Here is a 21,771-nt window from a genome sequence, read left to right on the forward strand (position 1 = left end):
GCGAACGCTACAGCGGTGTGACGTACGCCCCCGAGATCCCGCCGTCCACCAGGAAGTCGGTGGCGTTGACGAAGGAGGAGTCGTCGCTGGCCAGGAAGGCGACGGCGGCGGCGATCTCCTCGGCCTCGGCGAACCGGCCGAGCGGGATGTGCACCAGGCGGCGGGCGGCGCGCTCGGGGTCCTTGGCGAACAGCTCCTGCAGGAGCGGGGTGTTGACCGGTCCGGGGCACAGGGCGTTGACGCGGATGCCCTCGCGGGCGAACTGCACGCCGAGTTCCCGGGACATGGCGAGGACGCCGCCCTTGGATGCGGTGTACGAGATCTGGCTGGTGGCCGCCCCCATCCGGGCCACGAAGGACGCGGTGTTGATGATGGAGCCCTTGCCCTGGCGTCGCATGTAGGGCAGGGCCGCCTTGCAGCACAGGTAGACGGAGGTGAGGTTGACCTCCTGGACTCGCTTCCAGGCGTCGAGGCCGGTCTCCAGGATGGAGTCGTCGTCGGGCGGGGAGATGCCGGCGTTGTTGAAGGCGACGTCGACGCTGCCGTAGGTGTCGTACGCGGTCCGGAAGAGCGCCTCGACCTGCTCCGGGTCGGTGACGTCGACCTCGACGAAGGTGCCGCCGGTCTCCTCGGCGGCGGCCTTGCCGCGTGTCTCGTCCACGTCCCCGCAGACGACGTGCGCGCCCTCGGAGGCGAGCCGGCGGGCGGTCGCGAGGCCGATGCCGCTGCCGGCTCCGGTGACGACGGCGGTGCGGCCGACCAGTCGGCGGCAGATGTTCTCTTCGCTCATGCGCCCTCAGGCCTCCGTGCTGATGAAGACGTTCTTGGTCTCGGTGAAGGCGGCCAGCGCGTCCGGGCCGAGCTCGCGCCCGACGCCGGATTGCTTGAACCCGCCGAAGGGCGTCCAGTAGCGGACGCTGGAGTGGGAGTTGACGGACAGGTTGCCCGCGCGCACCGCCCGGGAGACGCGCAGGGCGCGGCCGACGTCGCGGGTCCACAGGGAGCCCGAGAGGCCGTAGTCGGTGGCGTTGGCCAGGCGTACGGCGTCGGCCTCGTCGTCGAAGGGGAGGACGACGGCGACGGGTCCGAAGACCTCCTCGACGGCCACGCGCGCGCGGGGGTCGACGCCGGTGAGGACGGTGGGCGGGAACCAGTAGCCGGGGCCCTCGGGGGCCTTGCCGCGGATGCCGTCGAGGGCGTCGGTGGCGTAGGAGCGGACGCGGGCGAGCTGGGCGGCGGAGATCAGCGGGCCCATGTCCACGGTCTCGTCGGCCGGGTCGCCCACCCGGACCGCCTCGATCGCGGGGGCGAGCAGTTCCAGGAACCGGTCGTGCACGGAGCGCTCGACCAGGATGCGGGTGCGGGCGCAGCAGTCCTGTCCCGCGTTGTCGAGGAAGGACATGGGGGCGGCCGCGGCGGCGGCCTCCAGGTCGGCGTCGGCGAAGACGAGGTTGGGGCTCTTGCCGCCGAGTTCCAGGGTGACGCGCTTGAGGCGGTCCGCGCCCCTGGCCCACACCTGTCTGCCCACGGCCGTCGACCCGGTGAACACGATCTTGGCGACGCCGGGGTGTTCCACGAGGGCGTTCCCGGCGACCGGGCCGTGTCCGGGGAGCACCTGGAACAAGCCCTCGGGCAGGCCGGCCTCCAGGGCCAGTCCGGCCAGGCGCAGGGCGGTGAGCGGGGTGGTCTCGGCGGGTTTGAGGAGCACCGCGTTGCCGGCGGCGAGGGCGGGGACGGCGCCCCAGGCCGCGATCGGCATCGGGAAGTTCCAGGGGGCGATGACGCCGACGACGCCGAGGGGCTCGAGGAAGGTGACGTCGACCCCGCCGGGGACCGGGATCTGGCGGCCGGTGAGGCGTTCCACTCCCCCGGCCGCGTAGTCGAGCAGGTCGCGGACGTTGCCCGCCTCCCAGCGGGCGTTGCCGAGAGTGTGGCCGGCCTCGCGGACCTCCAGGCGGGCCAGTTCCTCGACGTGCCCGTCGACCGTGCCGGCGAACCGGCGCAGCAGCCGGGCCCGGTCGCCGGGCGCGAGGGCGGCCCAGGCGGTCTGCGCGCGTGCGGCGCGTACGACGGCGGCGTCGACGTCGGCGGGGGCCGCGGCCGGGACGGTGGCGATGACCTCCTCGGTCGCGGGGTTGCGCACCTGGAGCTCGGGGGGCTGGTCGGACAAGGAGGGCCTCACATGCGTTCGAAGGAGCGGCGCAGCTCCCAGTCGGTGACCGCGGCGTCGAAGGCGTCGGTCTCGACGCGCGCCATGTTGCGGTAGTGCGCGACCACCTCGTCGCCGAAGGCCGCCTCGGCGATCGCGCTGTTCTCCCACAACTCGGCGGCCTCGCGCAGGGTGGTGGGGACGTGCTCGAAGCCGGCGGTGTAGGCGTTGCCGGGGCAGGGCTCGGGCAGCTCCAGTTTCCGCTCGATGCCGTACAGCCCCGCGGCGACCATGCCGGCCACGGCGAGGTGGGGGTTGACGTCGCCGCCGGGCAGCCGGTTCTCGAAGCGCAGGGAGCGGCCGTGGCCGACCACGCGCAGGGCGCAGGTGCGGTTGTCGTGTCCCCAGGCGACGGCGGTCGGGGCGAAGGAGCCGGGCTGGAACCTCTTGTACGAGTTGATGTGCGGGGCGTAGAGCAGGGAGAACTCACGGAGCGCGACGAGCTGCCCGGCGAGGAAGTGACGCATCACCTCGGACATGGCGTCCGGCTCCTCGGCGGAGTCCGGCATGACGCTGTCGCCGCCGGGGCCGGCGAGGGAGAGGTGGATGTGGCAGGAGTTGCCCTCGCGCTCGTTGTACTTGGCCATGAAGGTGATCGAGACGCCCTCCTGGGCGGCGATCTCCTTGGCGCCGGTCTTGTAGACCGCGTGCTGGTCGCAGGTGACCAGGGCCTCGTCGTAGCGGAAGGCGATCTCGTGCTGGCCGGGGCTGCACTCGCCCTTGGCGGACTCGACGACGAGTCCGGCGCCGGCCATCTCGTTGCGGATGCGGCGCAGCAGGGGCTCGACGCGGCCGGTGCCGAGCACCGAGTAGTCGACGTTGTACCGGTTGGCGGGGGTGAGCCCGCGGTAGCCGGCGTCCCAGGCCTGCTCGTAGGTGTCCTTGAAGACGATGAACTCCAGCTCGGTGCCGACCCGGGCGGTGTAGCCGAGGGCGGCGAGGCGGTCCAGCTGGCGGCGCAGTATCTGCCGGGGTGCGGCGACGACCGGGGAGCCGTCGGTCCAGGCGAGGTCGGCGACGGCCAGGGCCGTGCCCTCGTTCCACGGCACCCGGCGCAGGGTGTCGAGGTCGGGGTACATGGCGAAGTCGCCGTAGCCGGTCTCCCAGGAGGACATGGCGTAGCCGTCGACGGTGTTCATGTCGGCGTCGACGGCGAGCAGGTAGTTGCAGCCCTCGGTGCCGTGCCGGATCACCTCGTCGAGGAAGAAGCGCGCGGCGAACCGCTTGCCCTGGAGCCGCCCCTGCATGTCGGGGAAGGCCAGGACGACGGTGTCGATCTCACCGCCGGCGACGAGGGCGTGCAGTTCCTCGACGGTGAGCGGGGGTGTGCGGTCTGCCACGGGAGAGCCTCCTCGGGCTTCTTCGGTCACGCCGGGAGCCATAAGGTATTGCTGGGAACCATTGCTTGGGAAGGGGGCACGGCCGGATGCCACGGGAAGCGGCCGGCGCGGTCGGGGACCGCCTGGCGCCGGTGCTGCGGCGGGTCCGCGCGGGCAACGGCTTCGAGGAGGCGCTGGAGCAGATCCTCCAGGTGGTGCGGCTGGGGCTGGTGGCGGCCGGGGAACGGCTGCCGGCCGAGCGGGAACTGGCGGAGCGGCTGGGGATCAGCCGGGTGACGCTGCGCGAGGTGCTGAAGGTGCTCCAGGACCAGGGCCTGGTGGAGTCGCGGCGCGGCAGGTACGGCGGAACGTTCGTGCTGCCCCGTTCGACGGACACCGGAGAGGAGGAGTTGCGGCGGCGGATCGCCGGGGCCGACGTCGAGGACGTGCTGCGCTTCCGTGAGGTGCTGGAGGTGGGCGCTGCGGGGCTCTGCGCGGCGCACGGGCTGACGGACGGGCAGGCGGCGCGGCTGCGCGGGGCGCTGTCCGGCACGCGGGAGGCGCCGCTGGCGGACTACCGGCGCCTGGACACGCTGTTCCACCTCACCCTGGCGGAGCTGTGCGGCTCGCCGACGCTGACCGGGCAGTACGCGGCGGTCCGGGCGACGGTGAACGACCTGCTGGACTGCATTCCGCTGCTGGTGCGCAACCTGGAGCACTCGCAGCGGCAGCACGCGGCCCTGGTGGAGGCGGTGCTGGAGGGGGACGCGGACGGGGCGCGGCAGACGATGCGCGAGCACTGCGCGGGGACGGCGGCGTTGCTGCGGGGCTTCCTGGCGTGAGGGCGTGACGCGGTCGGGTTCACCGGGGTTCGACGCAGGGGGCTTGCGCTCACGGCGTCCGCGCCGCGAAGGTATGGGACCACAAAGGTCTGGATTCGTTCCATTGCTCCGCTGCCCCTCCGTCGCCGCCCCCGGGGAGTCGCCCTGTGAGCCTTCCACCCTCGTCCCGCGAACCCGCCGGCGAGGCGGACGACTACCTCGAACGCAGGAAGCTGCGCCGCGGCAGCGCCGGCTGGCTGCTGCTGACCGGCCTCGGCGTCGCCTACGTCGTGTCCGGCGACTACTCGGGCTGGAACTTCGGCCTGGCCGAGGGCGGCTTCGGCGGCCTGGCGATCGCCATGGTGCTGATGGGCACCATGTACACCTGCATGGTCTTCGCCCTGGCCGAGCTGTCGTCGATCCTGCCCACGGCCGGCGGCGGCTACGGCTTCGCCCGCAGGGCGCTGGGGCCGTGGGGCGGGTTCCTCACCGGGACCGCGATCCTCATCGAGTACGTGCTCGCGCCCGCCGCGATCTCCATCTTCATCGGCGACTACGTCGAGTCGCTGGGCCTGTTCGGCCTGGAGGCCGGCCGGCCGGTGTACCTGGCCTGTTTCGTCGTCTTCATCGGCATCCACCTGTGGGGCGTGGGCGAGGCGCTGCGCTTCAGCTTCGTCGTGACGGGTATCGCGGTGGCGGCGCTGGTGGTGTTCGCGCTGGGTGCGCTGCCCGGGTTCGACGCGTCCTCGCTGGACGACATCCCGGTGGATCCCTCGGCGTTCGGCGCGAACTCCTGGCTGCCGATGGGACTGCTGGGCATCTGGGCGGCGTTCCCGTTCGGCATGTGGTTCTTCCTGGGCGTGGAGGGTGTGCCGCTGGCCGCCGAGGAGGCCAGGGAACCGGCGCGTACGCTGCCGAGGGCGATCCGCTGGTCCATGGGCATCCTGGTGGCGCTGGCCGTGGTGACCTTCTTCGCGGCGGCCGGGGCGCGCGGCTCGGCCGCGGTCCAGGACGCGGGCAACCCGCTGGTGGAGGCGCTCCAGCCGGACGGCGAGGCGACGACGCTGAGCCGGATCGTGAACTACGCGGGCCTCGCGGGTCTGGTCGCGTCGTTCTTCTCGCTGATCTACGCCGGTTCACGCCAGCTGTTCGCGCTGTCCCGCGCGGGCTACCTGCCCAGGTTCCTCTCCCTCACCAGCAGCCGCCGGGCACCGTACCTCGGTCTGCTGGCGCCGGGGGCGATCGGCTTCGCGCTGGCCGCCGGATCGGGCGACGGCGCCCGCATGCTGAACATCGCCGTCTTCGGCGCGACGATCTCGTACGCGCTGATGTCCCTCTCGCACATCGTGCTGCGCCGCCGGGAGCCGGAGCTGCCGCGGCCGTACCGGACACCGGGCGGCGTGCTGACCTCCTCGGTCGCCCTGGTGCTGGCGTGCGCGGCGCTGGTGGCGACGTTCCTGGTGGACGTGGTGGCGGCGTTCATCGCGCTGGCCGTGTACATCGTGGCGGTGGCGTACTTCGGTCTGTACAGCCGCAGACATCTGGTGGCGAAGGCGCCGGAGGAGGAATTCGCGGCGCTGGCGGCGGCCGAGGCGGAGCTGTCACGGGACTGAGGACGGAAGGGAGGTGCCCGCCGTGCCGCCCGGACCGCTCATCGGCATCAGCACGTACGCGGAAGTCCGGTGTGCGCCGGGGAGTGCGGCGGCTGGACGCCGCGCTGCTGCCGGCCGGTTGTCCGCGACTGGTGCAGCGAGCGGGCGGGCCGGCCGCGTTGCTCCCCCGGACACGCCGGAGCGGGCGGGCGCCGTCGCCCACCTCGACGGCCTGGTGATCGCGGGCGGCCCGGACGTGGAGCCCGTCCGCTACGGCGCCGAACCCGACGTGCGCACCGGGCCGTCCGCCCGGACCAGGGACGCCCGGGAACTCGCCCTGACCGAGGCGGCCCTGCACCGCCGGATCCCGCTGCCGGGCATCTGCCGGGGCGTGCAACTGCTGAACGTCGCCCTGGGCGGCGCCCTCGTCCAGCACATCGACGGCCACGCGGAGACTCCGGGGGTCTTCGGCCACCACCCGGTCAAGCCGGTCCCCGGCGCGCTCCACGCCGGCATCGTCCCGGAGCGGACCTCCGTCCCCGCCCACCACCGGTCGGTGGACCGCCCGGGCGCCGGCCTGATCCCCTCGGCGTACGCGGAGGACGGCACAGTGGAGGCGATCGAACTCACGACGTCCCCGTGGGTCCTGGGCGTCCAGTGGCACCCGGAAACGGGCGAGGACGCACGGCTCATGCGCGCACTGACCGCCGCCGCGAACCGCGGGCGGTCGTGCCTCCCCCAGTGCCTCAAGGGCCCGGGAGGCCCCCCCGCGGCACGGGTGGGCGCGACAACCCCGTGAACGCCGGGCCGCGCGATCCGCCCCCGCCCGGTCCCCGCACCGGCTTCACCCCCGCGTCAGCGACAGCAGATCCCGCGCCGGCCCCGTCGGCCGGTGCCCCGTCGGCCACACCGCGCGCAGATCCCGGGCCAGGGCGATCCCGTCCACGGGAATCCGCACCAGCCGCCGCATCGCCAGCTCCTCCCCCACCGCGAGCTCGCTCAACACCGCCGGCCCCGCCCCGCCCACCGCCGCCGCCTTCACCGCCGTGGTCGAGGACAACTCGATCAGTGGCCGGGCCAGCCCCCCGAGCGCCGCGTCCAGAACCTGCCGCGTCCCCGAGCCCTTCTCCCGCAGGACCAACGGCGTACTCGCCAGCTCCTCCGCCGTGATCGGCCGCCGCCGACGGGCCCAGGCGTGCGACGGCGCCGTGACCACGATCAGCCGGTCATGGGCGATCACCGCGGAGTCCAGCCCCGTCGGCACCGTCAGACCCTCCACGAACCCCACGTCCGCCTCCCCCGACAGCAGCCGCTCCGCCACCGCCGCGGAGTTCCCGGCCAGCAGCGACACCGCCGTGTCCGGCCGGTCCGCGCGCAGCGCCAGCAGCCACCCCGGCAGCAGGTACTCGGCGATCGTCATGCTCGCCGCCACCCGCAGCCGCGAGTCCCTGCGGTCCCGCAGCGCCTGCGCGCCCGCGTCGAAGGCCTCCGCCGCCTCCACGATCCGCCGCGCCCAGTCGGTGACCAGCGCCCCCGCGTCCGTCAGCCGCGACCCGCGCGGCGACCGGTCGACCAGGGCCACCCCGAGCTGCCGTTCCATCGACCGGATCCGGCTGCTGGCGGCGGGCTGGGTGATGCCCACCTCCCGCGCCGCCCCGCCCAGGCTCCCCAGTCGCGCCACCGCCAGCAGCAGCTCCAGCGCCCCGAGGTCCGGCACCCGGTGAGCCAGGGCCCCCGGGCTCGCAGAGCGGTGCCCTGGATGGTCGTGGTCATCCGTTCTGCTCATAAGCCCAGCTTATGCCGTGAGAGGTGCTCCCGGTGGCGGGGCGCTCCGCGATGACGTGGTGGTCGCCCGCACCGTGACGGCGCTCGTCCGCTGCACCCGGCCGGCCGGCGCCCGGCACACGGCGCGCGGCCCGTTCAGCGGGACGCTGCTCGCAGGGCCCGCCCCAGCACCGTCGGCGCCTCGGCCAGCGACGGGCCGTACCAGGTGAGGCGCCGGCCGTCGACGAGCGCGCAGGGCAGGCCCCGGAAGGCCTCCGGGCCGTCGTCGGCAGTGAAGCGGTAGGGCTCGTCGGGAAGCACGACGAGGTCCGGGCCGGCCGCGCGCAGCGCCTCGAGCGGGAGCCGCGGATAGCGCTCCGGGTGGCCGGCGTACAGGTGGTCGACGCCGAGGCGGGAGAGCAGGTCCCCCGCGAAGGTGTCCCGGCCCAGCACCGTCCAGGGGCGCCGCCACACGGGCACGACCGCCGTCCGGCGCTCCGCGGGCGCCGGCGGCGCCGCCCAGGCCGCCTCGGCCTCGTCGAGCCAGCGGGGGCGGGCGGTCACCCCGCACGCCGTGAGCACCCGCTCCAGCTCGCCGAAGGCCTGGGGCAGCGTCCGGACCTCGGTCACCAGCACCTCGAGGCCCGCCGCACGCAGGGCCGCCAGGTCGGGCTCGCGGTTCTCCTCCTCGTTGGCGATCACCAGATCGGGGGCGAGGGCGACGATCCGGTCGGTCTTCGGGTTCTTCGTGCCGCCGACGCGTACGACGTCCAGTCCGGCCGGGTGCGTGCACCAGTCGGTGACGCCGGCCAGGGCGCCGGGGGCGGAGAGCGCCACGGCCTCCGTCAGCGACGGGACGAGGGAGACGACCCTGGCGGGACTCATCGGCGCGGCTTGTCCCGCAGCGCCTCGATGTGCTCGGCGACGGCGACGACCAGCAGCCGCGTCTCCGGGACCGTGGCCCGCCAGCGGTGCCGGACGCCTCCGGTCAGGTACAGGGTGTCGCCGCGGCCGAGCCGGTACGCGCGGCCCTCCGCCTCGATCTCCACGGCGCCGTCGGCCACGTACATCAACTGGTCGTTGCGGAACTGGAGTTCACGGCCGGCGTCGTGGTCGCCGGTGAACTCGGAGGCGTGCATCTGGTGGTGCCCGCGCACCAGGGAGCGCACGTGCGGTTCCGCCCACGGCTCGGCGCCCTCGGCGCGGACGACGTCCACGCTGCACGCGGGATCGGCGGCGGCGAGGAGCTCCACGGCGGTGGTGCGCAGCGCGTCCGCGACCTTCTCCAGGGAGCTCTGGCTGGGACGCGCCCGCTCGTTCTCGATCTGGCTGAGGAACGGGACCGACAGGCCGCTGCGCGCGGCCACGACGGCGAGGGTGAGGTCCAGCGCGCGGCGTCGCCGCCGCACGGCCGCGCCCACCCGCAAGGGCTGTTCCTTGTGATCGCCCATCGCTCCGGCTCCCTCCTCCGCCGATCGTCCCGCACCCCGTGCCGCCGCCCGTCCGGCGCACTCCTCGTCGTGAGTTGTCTGCACCCTACGCATGTTCGGCAAACCGTTTCAGGCGCCTGTCACGTCGCCGTCACAGGTGACCGGAGCCGACCCGCCAGTTCACGCCAGTCGCCCCGCGGGCCCCTCGGTTCCTCCCGCGCGCGATAACGGGGTGTTCCCGCCATTGTCACCCCCGCCCGGCGGAAGGTCACGGGGAGGTCCGGGCAGGACATCGCGCTGCGTGGTTGTCCGGATTCCTACCGTGCTCCCGTCCGGCCCCGGACATGCCCGAGGGGCGGGCCCGGCCGCGCCGTCGGGTGCGGGGCCGGGCCCGCCCCTCGGGGCGGCCGGTACGGCGGTTACCGCGGGGTCATCCGCTCCACCATGTCCGGATGCTCCTCCAGCCAGGCGGCCACGGCCTCCTCCTCGTGGCCCTGGCCGCGGTCCTTGATCTCGCGTTCCAGGGTGCCGAGCTCGTCCTCACTCATCCGGAAGCCCTTGATCCACTCGGTGAGCTGCGGGTACTGCTCGGGGAACTTCTTGCTCGCGATGGTGTGGATGGTGTTGTTCTCGCCCCAGGCGCGCTTCGGGTCCTCGAGCTTGGTCAGCTCGTACTCGCTGTACGACCAGTGCGGCGACCAGAGGGTGACCGCGACGGGCTCCTTCTTGGCGTAGGCCCGCTTGAGCTCGGCCAGCATCGCCGGTGAGGAGCCGTCGACGACCTCGTACTCCTCGTCCAGGCCGTAGGCCGGCAGGACCTTGTTCTTGAGGAGGTCCATCTGGCCGGTGCCCGGTTCGATGCCGACGATCCGCCCGCCGAACAGGCCGGCCTTGCCCTTGAGGTCCGCCAGGGACTGGACGTCCTCGACGTAGGAGGGGACGGAGATCTCCAGCGAGACCGGTTCGTACCACGTGCCGAGGTCGGTGAGCTTGTCCTTGTTCGGCTCGTAGAAGTTCTTCTGCGAGTGCGGGAGCCAGGCGTCGAAATTGAGGTCGAGGTCCCCGGAGGCGAGGCCGGTGTAGACCGGGCCGACGTCCATCTGCTTGAGGTTCATCGTGTAGCCGCGCCGCTCGAGGACGTTCTTCCACAGGTAGGTGACGGCGACGTCCTCCTCCCAGGGGAACCAGGCCACGTCCAGCGTCCGCTTCGCCTCGGCGGGGGCGCCGCCCGGGCCGGACCCCGTCGGGGCCAGCTTGTCGACGACGCCCGGGTTGTCCTTCAGCCAGGCGCGGACGGCGTCCTGCTGCCCGCCCTTGCCGGCCTTGTTGATCTCGGCTTCCAGGCCGGTGAGCTCCTCCTCGGTCATCGAGAAGTCCTTCAGCCACTTCCCGACGAGCGGGTTGTCGTCGGCGAAGCCCTTGCGCGAGACCGTGTGCACGCCGTCGCCCTTGCCCCAGCTGCCCTTGGGGTCCTCCAGCTTCTTCAGGTCGTAGTCGCTGTACGCCCAGTGCGGCGACCAGAGGGTGACGACGACCGGTTCCTTCTTGCTGTAGGCCCGCTTGAGCTCGGCCAGCATCGCCGGCGTGGAGCTGTCGACGACCTCGTACTCCTCGTCCAGGCCGTACTCCTTGAGGACCTTGCTCTTCAGCAGGCCCATCATGCCGGCGCTGGACTCGATGCCGGTGATCTCCCCGCCGAAGGCGGACGCCTTGCCCTTGAGGTCCTCCAGGCTGTCGACGTCCTCCATGTACGCCGGGACGGTCAGCTCCAGCGACGTCTCGCCGTACCAGGAGCCGAGGTCGTCGAGCTGCCCGCCGTACTTCTTCCAGTACGCCTCGTGGGTGGTGGGCAGCCAGGCGTCCGTCTGGAAGTCGACGTCGCCCTGCGCGAGGGCGGTGTAGAGCGGGCCGGCCTCGAACTGCTTGGCCTCGACCTCGAAGCCGCGCCGCTCCAGGATCTCCTTCCACAGGAAGGTGGAGGCGACGCCCTCGTCCCAGGGGATGTAGCCGATGGTGACCTTCCTGCCGTCGCCGACGTTCCCGCCGTCGGCGGCGGCGTCGGAGCCGCCGGAGCTCTTGCCGAAGATCCCCATGCCGCCCGCGACCAGGGCGAGGACGACGACGCCGACCACGGCGACCTGCGGGCGGGGCCGGTAGGACCAGATCCTCAGCCCCTGCGCGGCGCGCGCCTTGGCGGCGGCGCGGCGGCCGAGCGGGGAGACCTGGGTGCCCAGGGCGCTGGTCATGCGGTCCAGGTAGATCGCCAGGATGACGATGGCGATGCCGGACTCGGCGCCCAGACCGATGTTGAGCTGTCCGATGGCCTCGATGACCGCGCCGCCAAGTCCGCCGGTGCCGACCATGCCGGCGATCGCGGCCATGGACAGGCCCAGCATGATGACCTGGTTGACACCCGCCATCACCGTGGGCAGCGCCAGCGGCAGCTGCACGCGCAGCAGGGTGTTGCGGGGAGTGGTGCCGAACGCCTCGGCGGCCTCGACCAGTTCCTTGTCGACCTGGCGGATGCCCAGCTCGGTCATGCGCACGCCCGGGGCGAGCGCGAAGATCAGGGTGGCGACGATGCCCGGGGCGGAGCCGGTCCCGAAGAACAGGATCGCCGGGATGAGGTAGATCATCGCGGGCAGCGTCTGCATGAAGTCCAGGACCGGCCGGACGACGGCGCTGACCCGGTCCGAGCGGGCCGCCCAGATGCCGACCGGCACCGATATGACCAGCGCGATCACCGTGGCGACGATGACCAGCGCCAGCGTCACCATCGAGTCCTCCCACAGCTCGAGGGAGTCCAGGAAGGCGAAGCCGACGAAGGTGAGGACACCGGCGAAGGTACCGCGCAGCCAGAAGGCGATCACCGCGAAGATGCCGCAGAGGATCAGCGGCTCGGGGGCCTGGAGGACGGCGTTGACGCCGTCGTAGGCGCCGGTGAAGACGGCCTTGAAGAAGTCGAACAGCCAGGTGACGTTGGCGAGCAGCCAGTTGACGGTGCTGTTGACCCAGTCGCCGAGCGGGATCCTAGGCACGGGCCATCACCTTCTCGCCGCCCTTGTTTCGCGGGGTGTCGCAGACACCGGGATCGGACTCCTCGTCGCCGAGGAAGCCGACGAGGCGCTGCCGGGGCACGACCCCGACGAGCGCGTCCCCCTCGTCCAGCACCGCCACGGGGTGCGGCACACGGGCACTGATCGCGCACAGGTCGGTGAACGGCGTCTCGGGCGTCGCGGTCTCGCAGCCGCAGTCGGCCTCGTCGCCGCGGACCTCGCGCTCCATCACGGCGCCGGCGGTGAGCACGCGGGCGCGGTCGACGTCCTGGGTGAAGGAGGCGACGTAGTCGTTGGCGGGGCGGATCAGGATGTCCTGCGCGGTGCCGATCTGCACGATGCGGCCGTCGCGCATCACCGCGATCCGGTCGCCCAGGCGCATGGCCTCGTTGAGGTCGTGGGTGATGAAGACGATCGTCTTCCTCAACGTCTTCTGCAGTTCGATCAGCTGGTCCTGCATGTCGCGGCGGATCAGCGGGTCGAGGGCGCTGAAGGACTCGTCCATCAGCAGCAGGTCGGCGTCGGTGGCGAGCGCGCGGGCGAGCCCCACGCGCTGCTGCATGCCGCCCGACAGCTCGTCGGGCCACGACTTCTCCCAGCCGGCCAGGCCGCACAGGGCGAGCGCCTCGTCGGCGCGGCGTTCGCGCTCGGCGCGGGGCACGCCCTGCACTTCAAGACCGTAGGCGGCGTTCTCACGGACGCTGCGGTGCGGGAACAGCGCGAAGTGCTGGAAGACCATGCTGATCTTCCTGGAGCGGACCTCGCGCAGCTCCCGGTCGGGCAGCGCGGTCAGGTCCTGGCCGCCGAAGCGCACGTGTCCGGCGGTGGGCTCGAGCAGGCCGTTCAGCATCCGCAGCAGGGTGGACTTGCCGGACCCCGACAGGCCCATGACGACGAAGATCTCGCCCGGCTCCACCGTGAACGAGGCGTCGATGACGGCGGCGGTGGTGCCGTCGGCGCGCAGCTCCTCCCGGTCGGTCTTCTTCTGGCGCAGTCGTTCGACCGCCTGGTCCGGTCGTCTGCCGAACACCTTGAACAGATGCTCGGCCTCAAGCCTGGATGACACGCGTACCTCTTGTCTCGACGGCAAATGGCAGGAGCGATGTCCGGCGGACGGCTCACGCGGCCCACAACAGTTGAATCTGTAACCGGCATCGCTCCGGGGCCGCGCCTCCCCGGTTTTGCACAGGGCAAACGTGTTCGTGTGACGCCTCACACAGATGGCGCAGAGCGCAACTCGTTGCGCGTAACACATACGCATGCTCCTGCGGGGCGCTGTCGGTGGGGTGCGGCATGATGCGGGACGTGACCGGACGACTGATGCTCCTCGACACCGCTTCCCTGTACTTCCGCGCCTACTTCGGCGTCCCCGAGTCCGTCAGGGCCCCGGACGGCACTCCGGTGAACGCCGTGCGCGGACTGCTCGACTTCATCGACCGCCTGGTCAAGGACCACCGTCCCGACCGCCTGGTGGCCTGCATGGACGCCGACTGGCGCCCGGAGTGGCGGGTGGAGCTGATCCCCTCCTACAAGGCGCACCGCGTCGCCGAGGAGCGTGCGGCGGGCCCGGACGAGGAGGAGGTGCCGGACACGCTGTCCCCGCAGGTACCGGTGATCGAGAGCGTGCTCGACGCGGTGGGCGTCGCGCGGGTGGGGGTCGCCGGGTACGAGGCGGACGACGTGATCGGCACGTTCACCGCCCGCGCCGGCGGACCGGTGGACATCGTCACCGGTGACCGCGATCTCTACCAGCTGGTGGACGACGCGCGCGGGGTGCGCGTGCTGTACCCGCTGAAGGGCGTCGGCACGCTCCAGCTCACCGACGAGGCCGTGCTGCGCGAGAAGTATGGCGTGGACGGCAGGGGGTACGCGGACCTGGCGCTGCTGCGCGGTGATCCGAGCGACGGCCTGCCGGGCGTACCGGGCATCGGGGAGAAGACGGCCGCCAAGCTGCTGGCCGAGTTCGGCGACCTGGCCGGGATCCTGGCGGCCGTGGACGACCCGCAGGCCAAGCTCACGCCGTCGCAGCGCAAGCGCCTGGACGAGGCGCGGCCGTATCTCGCGGTCGCCCCCAAGGTCGTCCGGGTCGCGGACGACGTCCCGCTCCCGGACGTCGACACGGCGCTGCCGCGCGGGCCGCGCGACCCTGCCGGGGTGGAGTCCCTGGCCGCCCGGTGGGGTCTGGGCGGCTCACTGCAGCGCCTGCTGACGACCCTCTCGGCGTGAACCGCACACATCACGGAACAGGACGGAAAATCCGCCGGCCAGGCGTCGACCGAGATCGAGGTGTTAGGTTAGGTAAACCTAACTACGGTAACTGGGAGGCTCCTCATGGCAGAGCGACCGGTACGCGCCCCGCGCGCGCCGCACACCGCCGAGGTCGTCCGCACCGAGCGGCTGACCCCGCACATGCAGCGCGTGGTGCTCGGTGGTGAGGGGCTCTCCGGCTTCTCGGCGGACACCTGCACCGATCACTACGTCAAGCTGCTGTTCCCGGCTGCGGGAGCGACGTATCCGGAGCCCTTCGACCTCCAGCGCATCCGCGAGGAGTTCCCGCGCGAGCAGTGGCCGGTGACCCGGACGTACACGGTGCGCCAGTGGGACCCCGAACACCGTGAGCTGACCCTGGACTTCGTGGTCCATGGCGACACGGGCCTGGCCGGCCCCTGGGCGGCGAACGTCCGGCCGGGCGAGGTCGTCCGGTTCATGGGGCCCGGCGGCGCCTACGCGCCCGACCCGGCCGCCGACTGGCATCTGCTCGCCGGTGACGAGAGCGCGCTGCCCGCGATCGCCCGGTCGCTGGAGGCGCTGCCGCACGGCGCCAGGGTGTTCGCCTTCGTGGAGATCTCCGGTCCCGAGGAGGAGCAGAAGATCGACTCCGACGCGGAGGTCCACTGGCTGCACCGCGGTGGCCGGCCCGTCGGCGAGGCCCTGGTGGAGGCCGTCCGAAGCCTCGACTTCCCGGAGGGCCGGGTGCACGCCTTCGTCCACGGCGAGGCCCACTGCGTGAAGGAGCTGCGCCGCCTGCTGCGCGTGGAGCGCGGTATTCCGCGCGAGGACCTGTCGATCTCCGGCTACTGGCGGCTCGGCCACAACGAGGACGGCTGGCAGGCCTCCAAGCGCGACTGGAACGCCCGCATCGAGGCGGAGCAGGAAGGCGTGAAGACCTCCGCCTGACCTCCCCCCGACGGGCTTGCTGCAACGCCCGCGGCCGGTGGGTGGGCCGGGCCGGGGGTGTCCGTCCTCGGACCGGCGCGACCGGGTTTCCCGGAGGGGCCGGGGCGCGGACGCGCCGGCCCCCTCCGGCCCGCACCAGCACGGGGCGCCCCCGCCCGCCCCGGCGGGCTGATCAGGTGAACCGCGGCCCCCCGGACCACGGCCGGCGGCGTGGCGGGCCCACCCGTGCGGGGCCACTGCCGCAGGATCCGGGCGCGTGGCACACACCTTCGACGAGCTCGTGGCCAAGCAGCGCGCGGCGGACGAGGCGCACGCCCGGGTCCGGCAGCTGCGGGACGCCTACGGCCCGCCCACCCGGACCAAGTGGAGCGGGCGCCAGACCATCACCTGGGAGACCGCCTGGCGGGCCTGGCGCGACCTGGCCCGTGACGTCCGGCTCGCGGTGGCCGAGTACGCCCGGGCCGAGGGCAGACCGCTCCACGAGATCGAGGCGGAGCTGAGGCGGGCGACCGGGGACCACGGCTGAGCGGCCCCGTACGCTTGCCCGATGTGAGACGCAGACGGCCGATTCCACCCTCTCCCCTGCCGCAGCGCGACGGCGTGGACCCGGTGCGGGTGCGGCTGCCCGCCGGCACCCGGTGGGCCACGGTGCGGGAGCACCTGGTGCAACGGCTTTCGGCGGGCCCCGGTGTCGTGGACGGGATGTTCGCCGCGGGGCTGATCGTCGGGGCGGACGGACGGGCCGTACCGGCGGACGCACCGTACGCACCCGGCATGTTCGTGTGGTTCCACCGGGAGCCGCCCGCCGAGGTGCCGGTGCCGTTCCCGCTGGAGGTCGTCCACCGGGACGAGCACATCGTCGTCGTCGACAAGCCCCACTTCCTGGCCACCACCCCGCGCGGCAGCCACGTCACCCAGACCGTGCTCGCCCGGCTCCGCCGCGAGCTGGGCGTCCCGGAACTCGGCGCCGCGCACCGTCTCGACCGGCTCACCGCGGGCCTGGTGCTGTTCACGCTACGGCCCGGGGAGCGCGGGGCCTACCAGACGCTGTTCCGCGACCGTCTCGTGCGCAAGGAGTACGAAGCCGTCGCCCCGTACGACCCGGCGCTCGACCTGCCCCGGACCGTACGCAGCCGGATCGTGAAGGAGCGCGGGGTGCTGACCGCCGAAGAGGTCGAGGGCGAGCCGAACGCCCTGACCCGCGTCGAGCTCACCGCCCACCGGGCCGACGGCCTCGGCCGGTACCGGCTGGTGCCCCGCACCGGGCAGACCCATCAACTGCGGGTGCACATGAACGCTCTGGGCGTGCCGATCCTCGGCGATCCGCTGTATCCCGAGGTGACCGCCCCCGTCCCGGCCGGCGACTTCCGGCGTCCGCTGCAACTGCTGGCGCGGAAGCTGGAGTTCACCGATCCGGTGACGGGTGCGGAGCACCGGTTCACCAGCGGCCAAACGCTCGCGGCCTGGTCCTCGTACGAGGAGTGGGCGGCCGGTCAGTAACCGCGCCACCAGCACAGGAAGCGCTGCCAGGCGCCCTGCGGCGGGGCCGGCCGCGACGGCACGGGCGGCGGCGCGGGCTGCGGCGCGGGTGCCTCGGCGTCCGGCTCGGGCGGCACGTGGGGCGCGGGGGCCGCGGGCCGGGTCGCGCCGACCTGCCAGTCGCGCTGCGGGGGTGCGTCGTTCTTGTGGCTGGGCCGCTGCAGCACGTCCTGCTGCGGCCGGGGCGTGAAGTGGACGGGCAGTTCCACGAGGTGCCGGGAGGCGATGGACTCGGTGAAGGACAGCTCCTCCTCGCCGACGCTGAGTTCCACGTCGGGCAGCCGCATGAGCAGTGCGTCGACGCCGACTTCGGCGACCACGCGGCCGATGTCCTGGCCGGGACACTCGTGCGCGCCGCCGCCGAAGGCGAGGTGCGAGCGGTTGCCCTGCATGTCGGCGGTCGGGTCGGGCCGCACCCGGGGGTCGACGTTGGCCGGCGCGGGCGCGAACAGCAGTCCGTCGCCCTTGCGGATGCGCCGGCCGCCGAGCTCCGTGTCCTGCTTGGCGAAGTAGGCGAAGATCGTGCTGAACGGCGGTTCGTCCCAGAGTAGTTGCTCCACCGCCTGGGGCACGGTCATCTGGCCGCCGTTGAGCTGGGAGCGGAAGCGCGGGTCGATGAGCACCTGGCGCAGCACGTTGGCGAGGAGGTTGGCGGTGGCCTCGTAGGCGGCGATGAGCACCACCCTGAGGTGCTGGGCGACCTCCTCGTCGGTCAGCCCGGCCGGGTGCCTGATGAGGTGGCCGGTGAAGTCGTCCTTCGGCTCGGCCCGGCTGCGGGCCGTGAGGCGTTCCAGGGCTTCCATGACGTAGGCGTTGCTGGCGATCGCGGTCTCGGTGCCCTTGATCATGTCGCGGGCGGCCTCGACCATCCGGTCGTCGTACTCGTCGGGCATGCCGAGGACGTGGCACATCACGGCCATCGGCAGGTGCTCGGCGTACTGGCCGACCAGGTCGGCCTCGCCCGCCTCGCAGAACCGGTTGACGACGCGCTGGACGCTGCGGTTGACGTGCCGGCGCAGGCCGCGGAAGTCGGTGGCCGCCACGGCGGCGTCGATGGCGCCGCGCAGCCGCCGGTGCTCGTCGCCCTCGGCGTGGGCGCACATCGGCTGCCAGGCGATGTGCGGCATCAGCGGGTGGTCGGGTTTGACCAGGCCTTCCGCGAGCGCGGACCAGATCCGGCTGTCCTTGCAGTACTGGGCGGGGCTGCGCACCAGTTGCTGGTTCTCGGCGTGGCCGAGGACCACCCACACCGGCACGTCGTCGTGGAGCAGCGCGGGTGCCACCGGGCCGTGCTCGGCCCGCAGTTCCTCGTACAGCTTCTTCAGGTCCGGCGACTCGTGCAGCCGGCTCAGTCCGCCGGGGCCCGGGTTGTGCGCGGGGCAGCCGGGGGGCGGGCCGGGCCGGGGGGTGTCCGTTCCGGTCGTGGAGTCTCCCGTCGGGGAGGTGGGTTCAGGCGTCACAGTGGTCGCTCCGAAGGGGGAAAGCGGGGCGGAAGGGGGCCCGGGGTCAGGTGAGCGGGCCGGTCATGGCGAGCGAGTGCAGGAACCGCATCAGGGTCATCAGCACGTCACGGCTGGAGGCGCGGCGCCGTACGTCGCACTCCATGATCGGGATGCGCTCGGACAGGTCGAGGGCGGACCGCAGGTCCGCGACGGGGTAACGGGGGGCGTCCGGGAAGGAGTTGACCGCGACGACGAACGGCACGCCGCGTTCCTCCAGCCGCCCCATGACGTCGAAGCTGACTTCGAGGCGGCGGGTGTCGACCAGCACGACCGCGCCGAGCGCTCCCTCGAACAGCCCGTTCCACAGGAACCAGAAGCGCTCCTGGCCGGGGGTGCCGAACAGGTACAGCACCAGCTGATCCGTGATCTTGATGCGGCCGAAGTCCATGGCGACCGTGGTGGCCGTCTTGGACGCGGAACCGAAGTCGTCGTCGACCCCGATGCCGGCCTGTGTCATGGTCTCCTCGGTCGTCAGCGGTTTGATCTCGCTGACCGAGCCGACCATGGTCGTCTTGCCGACCCCGAATCCGCCCACGATCACGATCTTCACCGCGGCCTGTGCCGTGTGCGGCAACTGGTCCTCGGCGCGGGGGCCGGGGAGGGTCTCAGAGCCTTTGAAGTCCATGCATCACCGCTTCGAGAAGGGAACGGTCGGGCAGCGCCTTGCGGACGACCGGGAAGCGCGCCTGAACCAGTTCCGCCGCCAGCATCTCGGTGAGCAGCACGGTCACCACACTGAACGGCAGGTTGAGATAGGCCGACAGTTCGGCCACGGACAGGGGGGCGGCACAGAGCCTGAGCAGCGCCGCCTGCTCGGGGGTGGCGGAGGGCGGGGGGTCCGGGGAGCCGGCCACGATCAGCGTGACGAGATCGATGTCCGCACGTTCGCCGTCCGGTCCGGCGACGACGTACAGCCGCTCCGGGTTGCCGCCCCCGCCCTTCTTCCCGGCCGGTCCGGCCGGTCGCGGAGGCGGAGGGGGGACGTTCCGGGGGAAGCGCCTCTGGCGTTGCGGAGGAGTCATACGGTCTGCCCGTTCCGTCGGGGCGGACTGGTCAGATGGGCGCCGATGCGGACGACGAGGTCGCGCATCATGCCGCCCATGCGGCCGGGTTCGCAGGTCATGTCGGAGAGCACCGCGAGATAGGCGTTGGCGCCGGCCGCCATCAGGTAGAAGTAACCCTGGTCGATCTCGATGAGCACCATCTTCATCTCGCCGTCGCCGTGCGGGAGTTCCTGGGCGACGGCCCCGGCGAGGCTCTGTACGCCCGCACAGGCCGCGGCCACCCGGTCGGCGGCGTCCGGCTCGCCGCCGTAGCGGGCGATGCGCAGGCCGTCGGCGGAGAGCACCACGATCATCTCGACGCCGGGTACGCCGTCGGCGAGCTCCTTGAGCATCCAGTCGAAGTTGGCTCGCTGCTGGATCACTTGGGGTCTCCCTCGTCATCGGCCTCGGTGCGGGCCGGTTCGTTGATGAGATGCAGATAGGCGGTCGGGTTCCGGGTGAAGTCGGTGGGGTGGACGCCCGGGTCGAGGTCCTTCTTCAGGCCCTCCCAGAAGGCGTCGACCCACAGCCCGGGTTCACGGTCGTCCCGCTTCTTCTCGGGCTCGGGCCGGGCCCAGATGTCGTGGTACTCCTCGCCCCGCTCCCTGGCCTCCCGCTCGGCTCGCTCGGCGGCCGCCCGCTCGGCGTACTGCTGGTCCAGTGGGGTCTTCACCCGGCTGCGGCGCTGCGGCAGCCCGCTCGCGGCCCACTCGGTGACCTCGGGGACGTCGTCCTCGAGGGAGACGGTGGCGGGGATGCGGGGGCTGGTGGGGCGGCGCTTCTTGGGGGTGCGCTCCGGGCCCGGCAGGGCGTCGACCGGTCGGGGCACGGAGGTCGCCCCGATGCCGTGGGCGAGACCCACGCCGGGCTCGTCGGTGATCATCTCGCTGGGCACGACGAGGACGGCGCGGACGCCGCCGTAGGCGGAGGCGCGCAGGGAGACCTGCATGTTGAAGGCGGTGCAGAGCCGGCCGACGACGGCGAGGCCGAGGCGCGGGTTCTCTCCGATCTCCTGGAGGTCGGTGCCCTTCTGGGCCTGTTCGAGGATGCCTTCGATACGGGCGCGGGCCTGCTCGTCGAGGCTGACGCCGGCGTCCTCGATCTCGATGGCGACGCCGGTCTGCACCTCGGTGGCGGTGACGCTCACCTTGGAGGTCGGCGGCGAGTAGCGGGTGGCGTTGTCGAGGAGTTCGGCGGCGGCGTGGATGACCGGCTCGACGTGGATGCCCTTGATGTTGACCTTGGCGATCGACCTCAGGTCGATGCGGCGGTACTCGAGGATGCGGGACATGGCGCCGCGCAGCACGCTGTAGAGCGCGACGGGGTTGGGCCACTGGCGTCCGGGGCGGCCGCCGCCGAGGACGGAGATGGAGTCGGCGAGGCGGCCGATCAGCGCGGTGCCGTGGTCGATGCGCAGCAGGTCGTCGAAGACCTCGGGGTTGCGGCCGTGGTCCTCCTCCATCTCGCGGAGCTCCTTGGCCTGCTGGTGGACGATCGCCTGGACGCGGCGGGCGATGCTGACGAAGGAGCGCTGGGCGGAGTCGCGCAGGTTCTCCTCGTCGTCGATGATCTTGAGCATCGTCCGCAGCATCCGGATCTGGTACTCCGGCAGATCGCGCCAGGCCGGGTTGAGCCGGGGCAGGGCGCGGATCACCTCGTCGGTGTCGTTGCCGTTGTGCAGGTGGTCCAGGGCCGCGGGGGCGACCTGGCGGATGAAGTGGTCCGTCTCCGTGTCGTGGGCGGCGATCCGGGCCTCCAGATACGCACGGTGACGGTCGTGCTCGGCCTGCGCCTCCCGCAGTGCACGGCCGCGGCGCACCGCCTCGGCCGCGGCGGCGGTCACCAGCAGGGTCGCGACGGCGCCGCACACGCCGACGGCGATCCGGGCGGGCTCCGCCACCAGGGCGACGGCGGCTCCGGTCGCCGCGGCCATCGTTATGGCCGGCAGCAACAGCACGCGTGTGTAGGGATGGTGGACACTCGCCATGTGGGCCCTCTGAAACGAATCGACTGACGGTCGGAAAACGTGCACATAGGGGAACAAGCGCACGAATTCATCTCAACTCGGTGCGCTGCGGGCGAGCTTAGTCCGACAGGATCATCGCCATGTCATATTCAGCAAGTGCCGGAAACGGCCCCTGGGGCAGGAGTACGCTCAGGTCGTTTGCACGCCATGCGGCCACTCGAACACAATGCGTCACCGCGGTCGGGAGTGCGAAGACCACTCACCGTCACGGGTGAGGAAGGCCCCGGTCCTCACGATCCTGCCCGCGGAGCCGGGCGGTGACGCCCCCGGACGAGGGCGCGCGGAAGGCAGGA

The 21,771-nt window shown here is 72.4% G+C and carries 20 protein-coding genes; 7 read left to right on the forward strand and 13 right to left on the reverse strand.

Annotated features, from left to right (window positions below):
• Positions 1–7: 7 nt before the first annotated feature.
• Genes ACZ8ZB_RS06755 through ACZ8ZB_RS06765 form a run of 3 tightly spaced genes read right to left on the reverse strand, consistent with a single transcriptional unit; the run spans position 8 to position 3,549 of the window.
• The gene (locus ACZ8ZB_RS06755; RefSeq protein WP_470736789.1) at positions 8–790 is read right to left on the reverse strand and encodes a 3-oxoacyl-ACP reductase; all 783 of its coding nucleotides are present in this window, start codon (positions 788–790) and stop codon (positions 8–10) included.
• Positions 791–796: 6 nt separating this feature from the next.
• Positions 797–2,170 (reverse strand): aldehyde dehydrogenase family protein, encoded by a 1,374-nt coding sequence (locus ACZ8ZB_RS06760; RefSeq protein ID WP_470736790.1) that lies wholly within the window; start codon positions 2,168–2,170, stop codon positions 797–799.
• An 8-nt stretch (positions 2,171–2,178) separates the two neighbouring features.
• Positions 2,179–3,549, reverse strand: a complete 1,371-nt coding sequence (locus ACZ8ZB_RS06765; RefSeq protein ID WP_470736791.1) for a glutamine synthetase family protein — start codon at positions 3,547–3,549, stop codon at positions 2,179–2,181.
• A gap of 86 nt (positions 3,550–3,635) precedes the next feature.
• Here ACZ8ZB_RS06765 and ACZ8ZB_RS06770 point away from each other — a divergent pair, with 86 nt between their 5' ends.
• The 3 genes from ACZ8ZB_RS06770 (at position 3,636) to ACZ8ZB_RS06780 (ending at position 6,740) form a co-directional block, all read left to right on the forward strand.
• Positions 3,636–4,370 carry a FadR/GntR family transcriptional regulator gene (locus ACZ8ZB_RS06770; protein WP_470736792.1) on the forward strand — a complete coding sequence of 245 codons (735 nt, stop codon included), beginning with the start codon at positions 3,636–3,638 and terminating at the stop codon, positions 4,368–4,370.
• Between the two features lie 146 nt (positions 4,371–4,516).
• Complete coding sequence (gene eat / locus ACZ8ZB_RS06775; RefSeq protein WP_470736793.1) at positions 4,517–5,962, forward strand: ethanolamine permease; 1,446 nt, start codon at positions 4,517–4,519, stop codon at positions 5,960–5,962.
• A gap of 22 nt (positions 5,963–5,984) precedes the next feature.
• Complete coding sequence (locus tag ACZ8ZB_RS06780; protein ID WP_470736794.1) at positions 5,985–6,740, forward strand: gamma-glutamyl-gamma-aminobutyrate hydrolase family protein; 756 nt, start codon at positions 5,985–5,987, stop codon at positions 6,738–6,740.
• Positions 6,741–6,785: 45 nt separating this feature from the next.
• Here the strand turns inward: ACZ8ZB_RS06780 and ACZ8ZB_RS06785 are convergent, their stop codons facing one another.
• The 5 genes from ACZ8ZB_RS06785 to ACZ8ZB_RS06805 form a co-directional block, all read right to left on the reverse strand.
• Positions 6,786–7,727 (reverse strand): LysR family transcriptional regulator, encoded by a 942-nt coding sequence (locus ACZ8ZB_RS06785; RefSeq protein ID WP_470736795.1) that lies wholly within the window; start codon positions 7,725–7,727, stop codon positions 6,786–6,788.
• A 134-nt stretch (positions 7,728–7,861) separates the two neighbouring features.
• Positions 7,862–8,590: a helical backbone metal receptor gene (locus tag ACZ8ZB_RS06790; RefSeq protein ID WP_470736796.1), complete on the reverse strand. Its 729-nt coding sequence runs from the start codon at positions 8,588–8,590 to the stop codon at positions 7,862–7,864.
• Positions 8,587–9,156, reverse strand: coding sequence for a helix-turn-helix domain-containing protein (locus tag ACZ8ZB_RS06795; protein WP_470736797.1), 570 nt, complete (start codon positions 9,154–9,156; stop codon positions 8,587–8,589). The genes ACZ8ZB_RS06790 and ACZ8ZB_RS06795 overlap by 4 nt, the downstream gene beginning before the upstream one ends.
• 398 nt (positions 9,157–9,554) lie before the next feature.
• The gene (locus ACZ8ZB_RS06800) at positions 9,555–12,173 is read right to left on the reverse strand and encodes an ABC transporter permease/substrate binding protein (RefSeq protein ID WP_470736798.1); all 2,619 of its coding nucleotides are present in this window, start codon (positions 12,171–12,173) and stop codon (positions 9,555–9,557) included.
• On the reverse strand, positions 12,166–13,257 hold the full coding sequence (locus ACZ8ZB_RS06805) for a quaternary amine ABC transporter ATP-binding protein (protein WP_470736799.1): 1,092 nt from the start codon (positions 13,255–13,257) through the stop codon (positions 12,166–12,168). The genes ACZ8ZB_RS06800 and ACZ8ZB_RS06805 overlap by 8 nt, the downstream gene beginning before the upstream one ends.
• 230 nt (positions 13,258–13,487) lie before the next feature.
• Here ACZ8ZB_RS06805 and ACZ8ZB_RS06810 point away from each other — a divergent pair, with 230 nt between their 5' ends.
• The 4 genes from ACZ8ZB_RS06810 to ACZ8ZB_RS06825 all read left to right on the forward strand — a co-directional run bounded on the left by ACZ8ZB_RS06810 (position 13,488) and on the right by ACZ8ZB_RS06825 (position 16,868).
• Entirely contained in the window at positions 13,488–14,417 is a 930-nt protein-coding gene (locus ACZ8ZB_RS06810; protein WP_470741434.1) for a 5'-3' exonuclease, read from the forward strand.
• Between the two features lie 105 nt (positions 14,418–14,522).
• The gene (locus tag ACZ8ZB_RS06815; RefSeq protein WP_470736800.1) at positions 14,523–15,368 is read left to right on the forward strand and encodes a siderophore-interacting protein; all 846 of its coding nucleotides are present in this window, start codon (positions 14,523–14,525) and stop codon (positions 15,366–15,368) included.
• A 256-nt stretch (positions 15,369–15,624) separates the two neighbouring features.
• On the forward strand, positions 15,625–15,894 hold the full coding sequence (locus tag ACZ8ZB_RS06820; protein ID WP_470736801.1) for a hypothetical protein: 270 nt from the start codon (positions 15,625–15,627) through the stop codon (positions 15,892–15,894).
• Positions 15,895–15,917: 23 nt separating this feature from the next.
• Complete coding sequence (locus tag ACZ8ZB_RS06825; protein ID WP_470736802.1) at positions 15,918–16,868, forward strand: RluA family pseudouridine synthase; 951 nt, start codon at positions 15,918–15,920, stop codon at positions 16,866–16,868.
• On the opposite strand, the gene ACZ8ZB_RS06830 is transcribed toward ACZ8ZB_RS06825, so the two are convergent.
• The 5 genes from ACZ8ZB_RS06830 to ACZ8ZB_RS06850 are packed head-to-tail and all read right to left on the reverse strand — an operon-like array spanning position 16,862 to position 21,439.
• The gene (locus ACZ8ZB_RS06830; protein ID WP_470736803.1) at positions 16,862–18,367 is read right to left on the reverse strand and encodes a cytochrome P450; all 1,506 of its coding nucleotides are present in this window, start codon (positions 18,365–18,367) and stop codon (positions 16,862–16,864) included. The two genes, ACZ8ZB_RS06825 and ACZ8ZB_RS06830, sit on opposite strands and share 7 nt — an antisense overlap.
• 46 nt (positions 18,368–18,413) lie before the next feature.
• Positions 18,414–19,034, reverse strand: coding sequence for a GTP-binding protein (locus ACZ8ZB_RS06835; RefSeq protein ID WP_470736804.1), 621 nt, complete (start codon positions 19,032–19,034; stop codon positions 18,414–18,416).
• The gene (locus ACZ8ZB_RS06840) at positions 19,015–19,431 is read right to left on the reverse strand and encodes a DUF742 domain-containing protein (protein ID WP_470736805.1); all 417 of its coding nucleotides are present in this window, start codon (positions 19,429–19,431) and stop codon (positions 19,015–19,017) included. Before ACZ8ZB_RS06840 ends, ACZ8ZB_RS06835 begins: the two co-directional genes overlap by 20 nt.
• A complete protein-coding gene (locus ACZ8ZB_RS06845) occupies positions 19,428–19,835 on the reverse strand; it encodes a roadblock/LC7 domain-containing protein (protein ID WP_030835682.1) in 408 nt (135 codons plus the stop codon). The genes ACZ8ZB_RS06840 and ACZ8ZB_RS06845 overlap by 4 nt, the downstream gene beginning before the upstream one ends.
• Positions 19,832–21,439 carry an ATP-binding protein gene (locus tag ACZ8ZB_RS06850; RefSeq protein WP_470736806.1) on the reverse strand — a complete coding sequence of 536 codons (1,608 nt, stop codon included), beginning with the start codon at positions 21,437–21,439 and terminating at the stop codon, positions 19,832–19,834. The genes ACZ8ZB_RS06845 and ACZ8ZB_RS06850 overlap by 4 nt, the downstream gene beginning before the upstream one ends.
• Positions 21,440–21,771: the final 332 nt, after the last annotated feature.

This window comes from Streptomyces sp. 12E, assembly GCF_055633275.1.

Bases quoted from the DNA above. Each gene is read 5' to 3' on its own strand.
- ACZ8ZB_RS06755 (WP_470736789.1), bottom strand. From the start codon at position 790: ATGAGCGAAGAGAACATCTGCCGCCGACTGGTCGGCCGCACCGCCGTC.
- ACZ8ZB_RS06770 (WP_470736792.1), top strand. From the start codon at position 3,636: ATGCCACGGGAAGCGGCCGGCGCGGTCGGGGACCGCCTGGCGCCGGTG.
- ACZ8ZB_RS06785 (WP_470736795.1), bottom strand. From the start codon at position 7,727: ATGAGCAGAACGGATGACCACGACCATCCAGGGCACCGCTCTGCGAGC.
- ACZ8ZB_RS06790 (WP_470736796.1), bottom strand. From the start codon at position 8,590: ATGAGTCCCGCCAGGGTCGTCTCCCTCGTCCCGTCGCTGACGGAGGCC.
- ACZ8ZB_RS06795 (WP_470736797.1), bottom strand. From the start codon at position 9,156: ATGGGCGATCACAAGGAACAGCCCTTGCGGGTGGGCGCGGCCGTGCGG.
- ACZ8ZB_RS06810 (WP_470741434.1), top strand. From the start codon at position 13,488: ATGCGGGACGTGACCGGACGACTGATGCTCCTCGACACCGCTTCCCTG.
- ACZ8ZB_RS06815 (WP_470736800.1), top strand. From the start codon at position 14,523: ATGGCAGAGCGACCGGTACGCGCCCCGCGCGCGCCGCACACCGCCGAG.
- ACZ8ZB_RS06835 (WP_470736804.1), bottom strand. From the start codon at position 19,034: ATGGACTTCAAAGGCTCTGAGACCCTCCCCGGCCCCCGCGCCGAGGAC.
- ACZ8ZB_RS06840 (WP_470736805.1), bottom strand. From the start codon at position 19,431: ATGACTCCTCCGCAACGCCAGAGGCGCTTCCCCCGGAACGTCCCCCCT.
- ACZ8ZB_RS06850 (WP_470736806.1), bottom strand. From the start codon at position 21,439: ATGGCGAGTGTCCACCATCCCTACACACGCGTGCTGTTGCTGCCGGCC.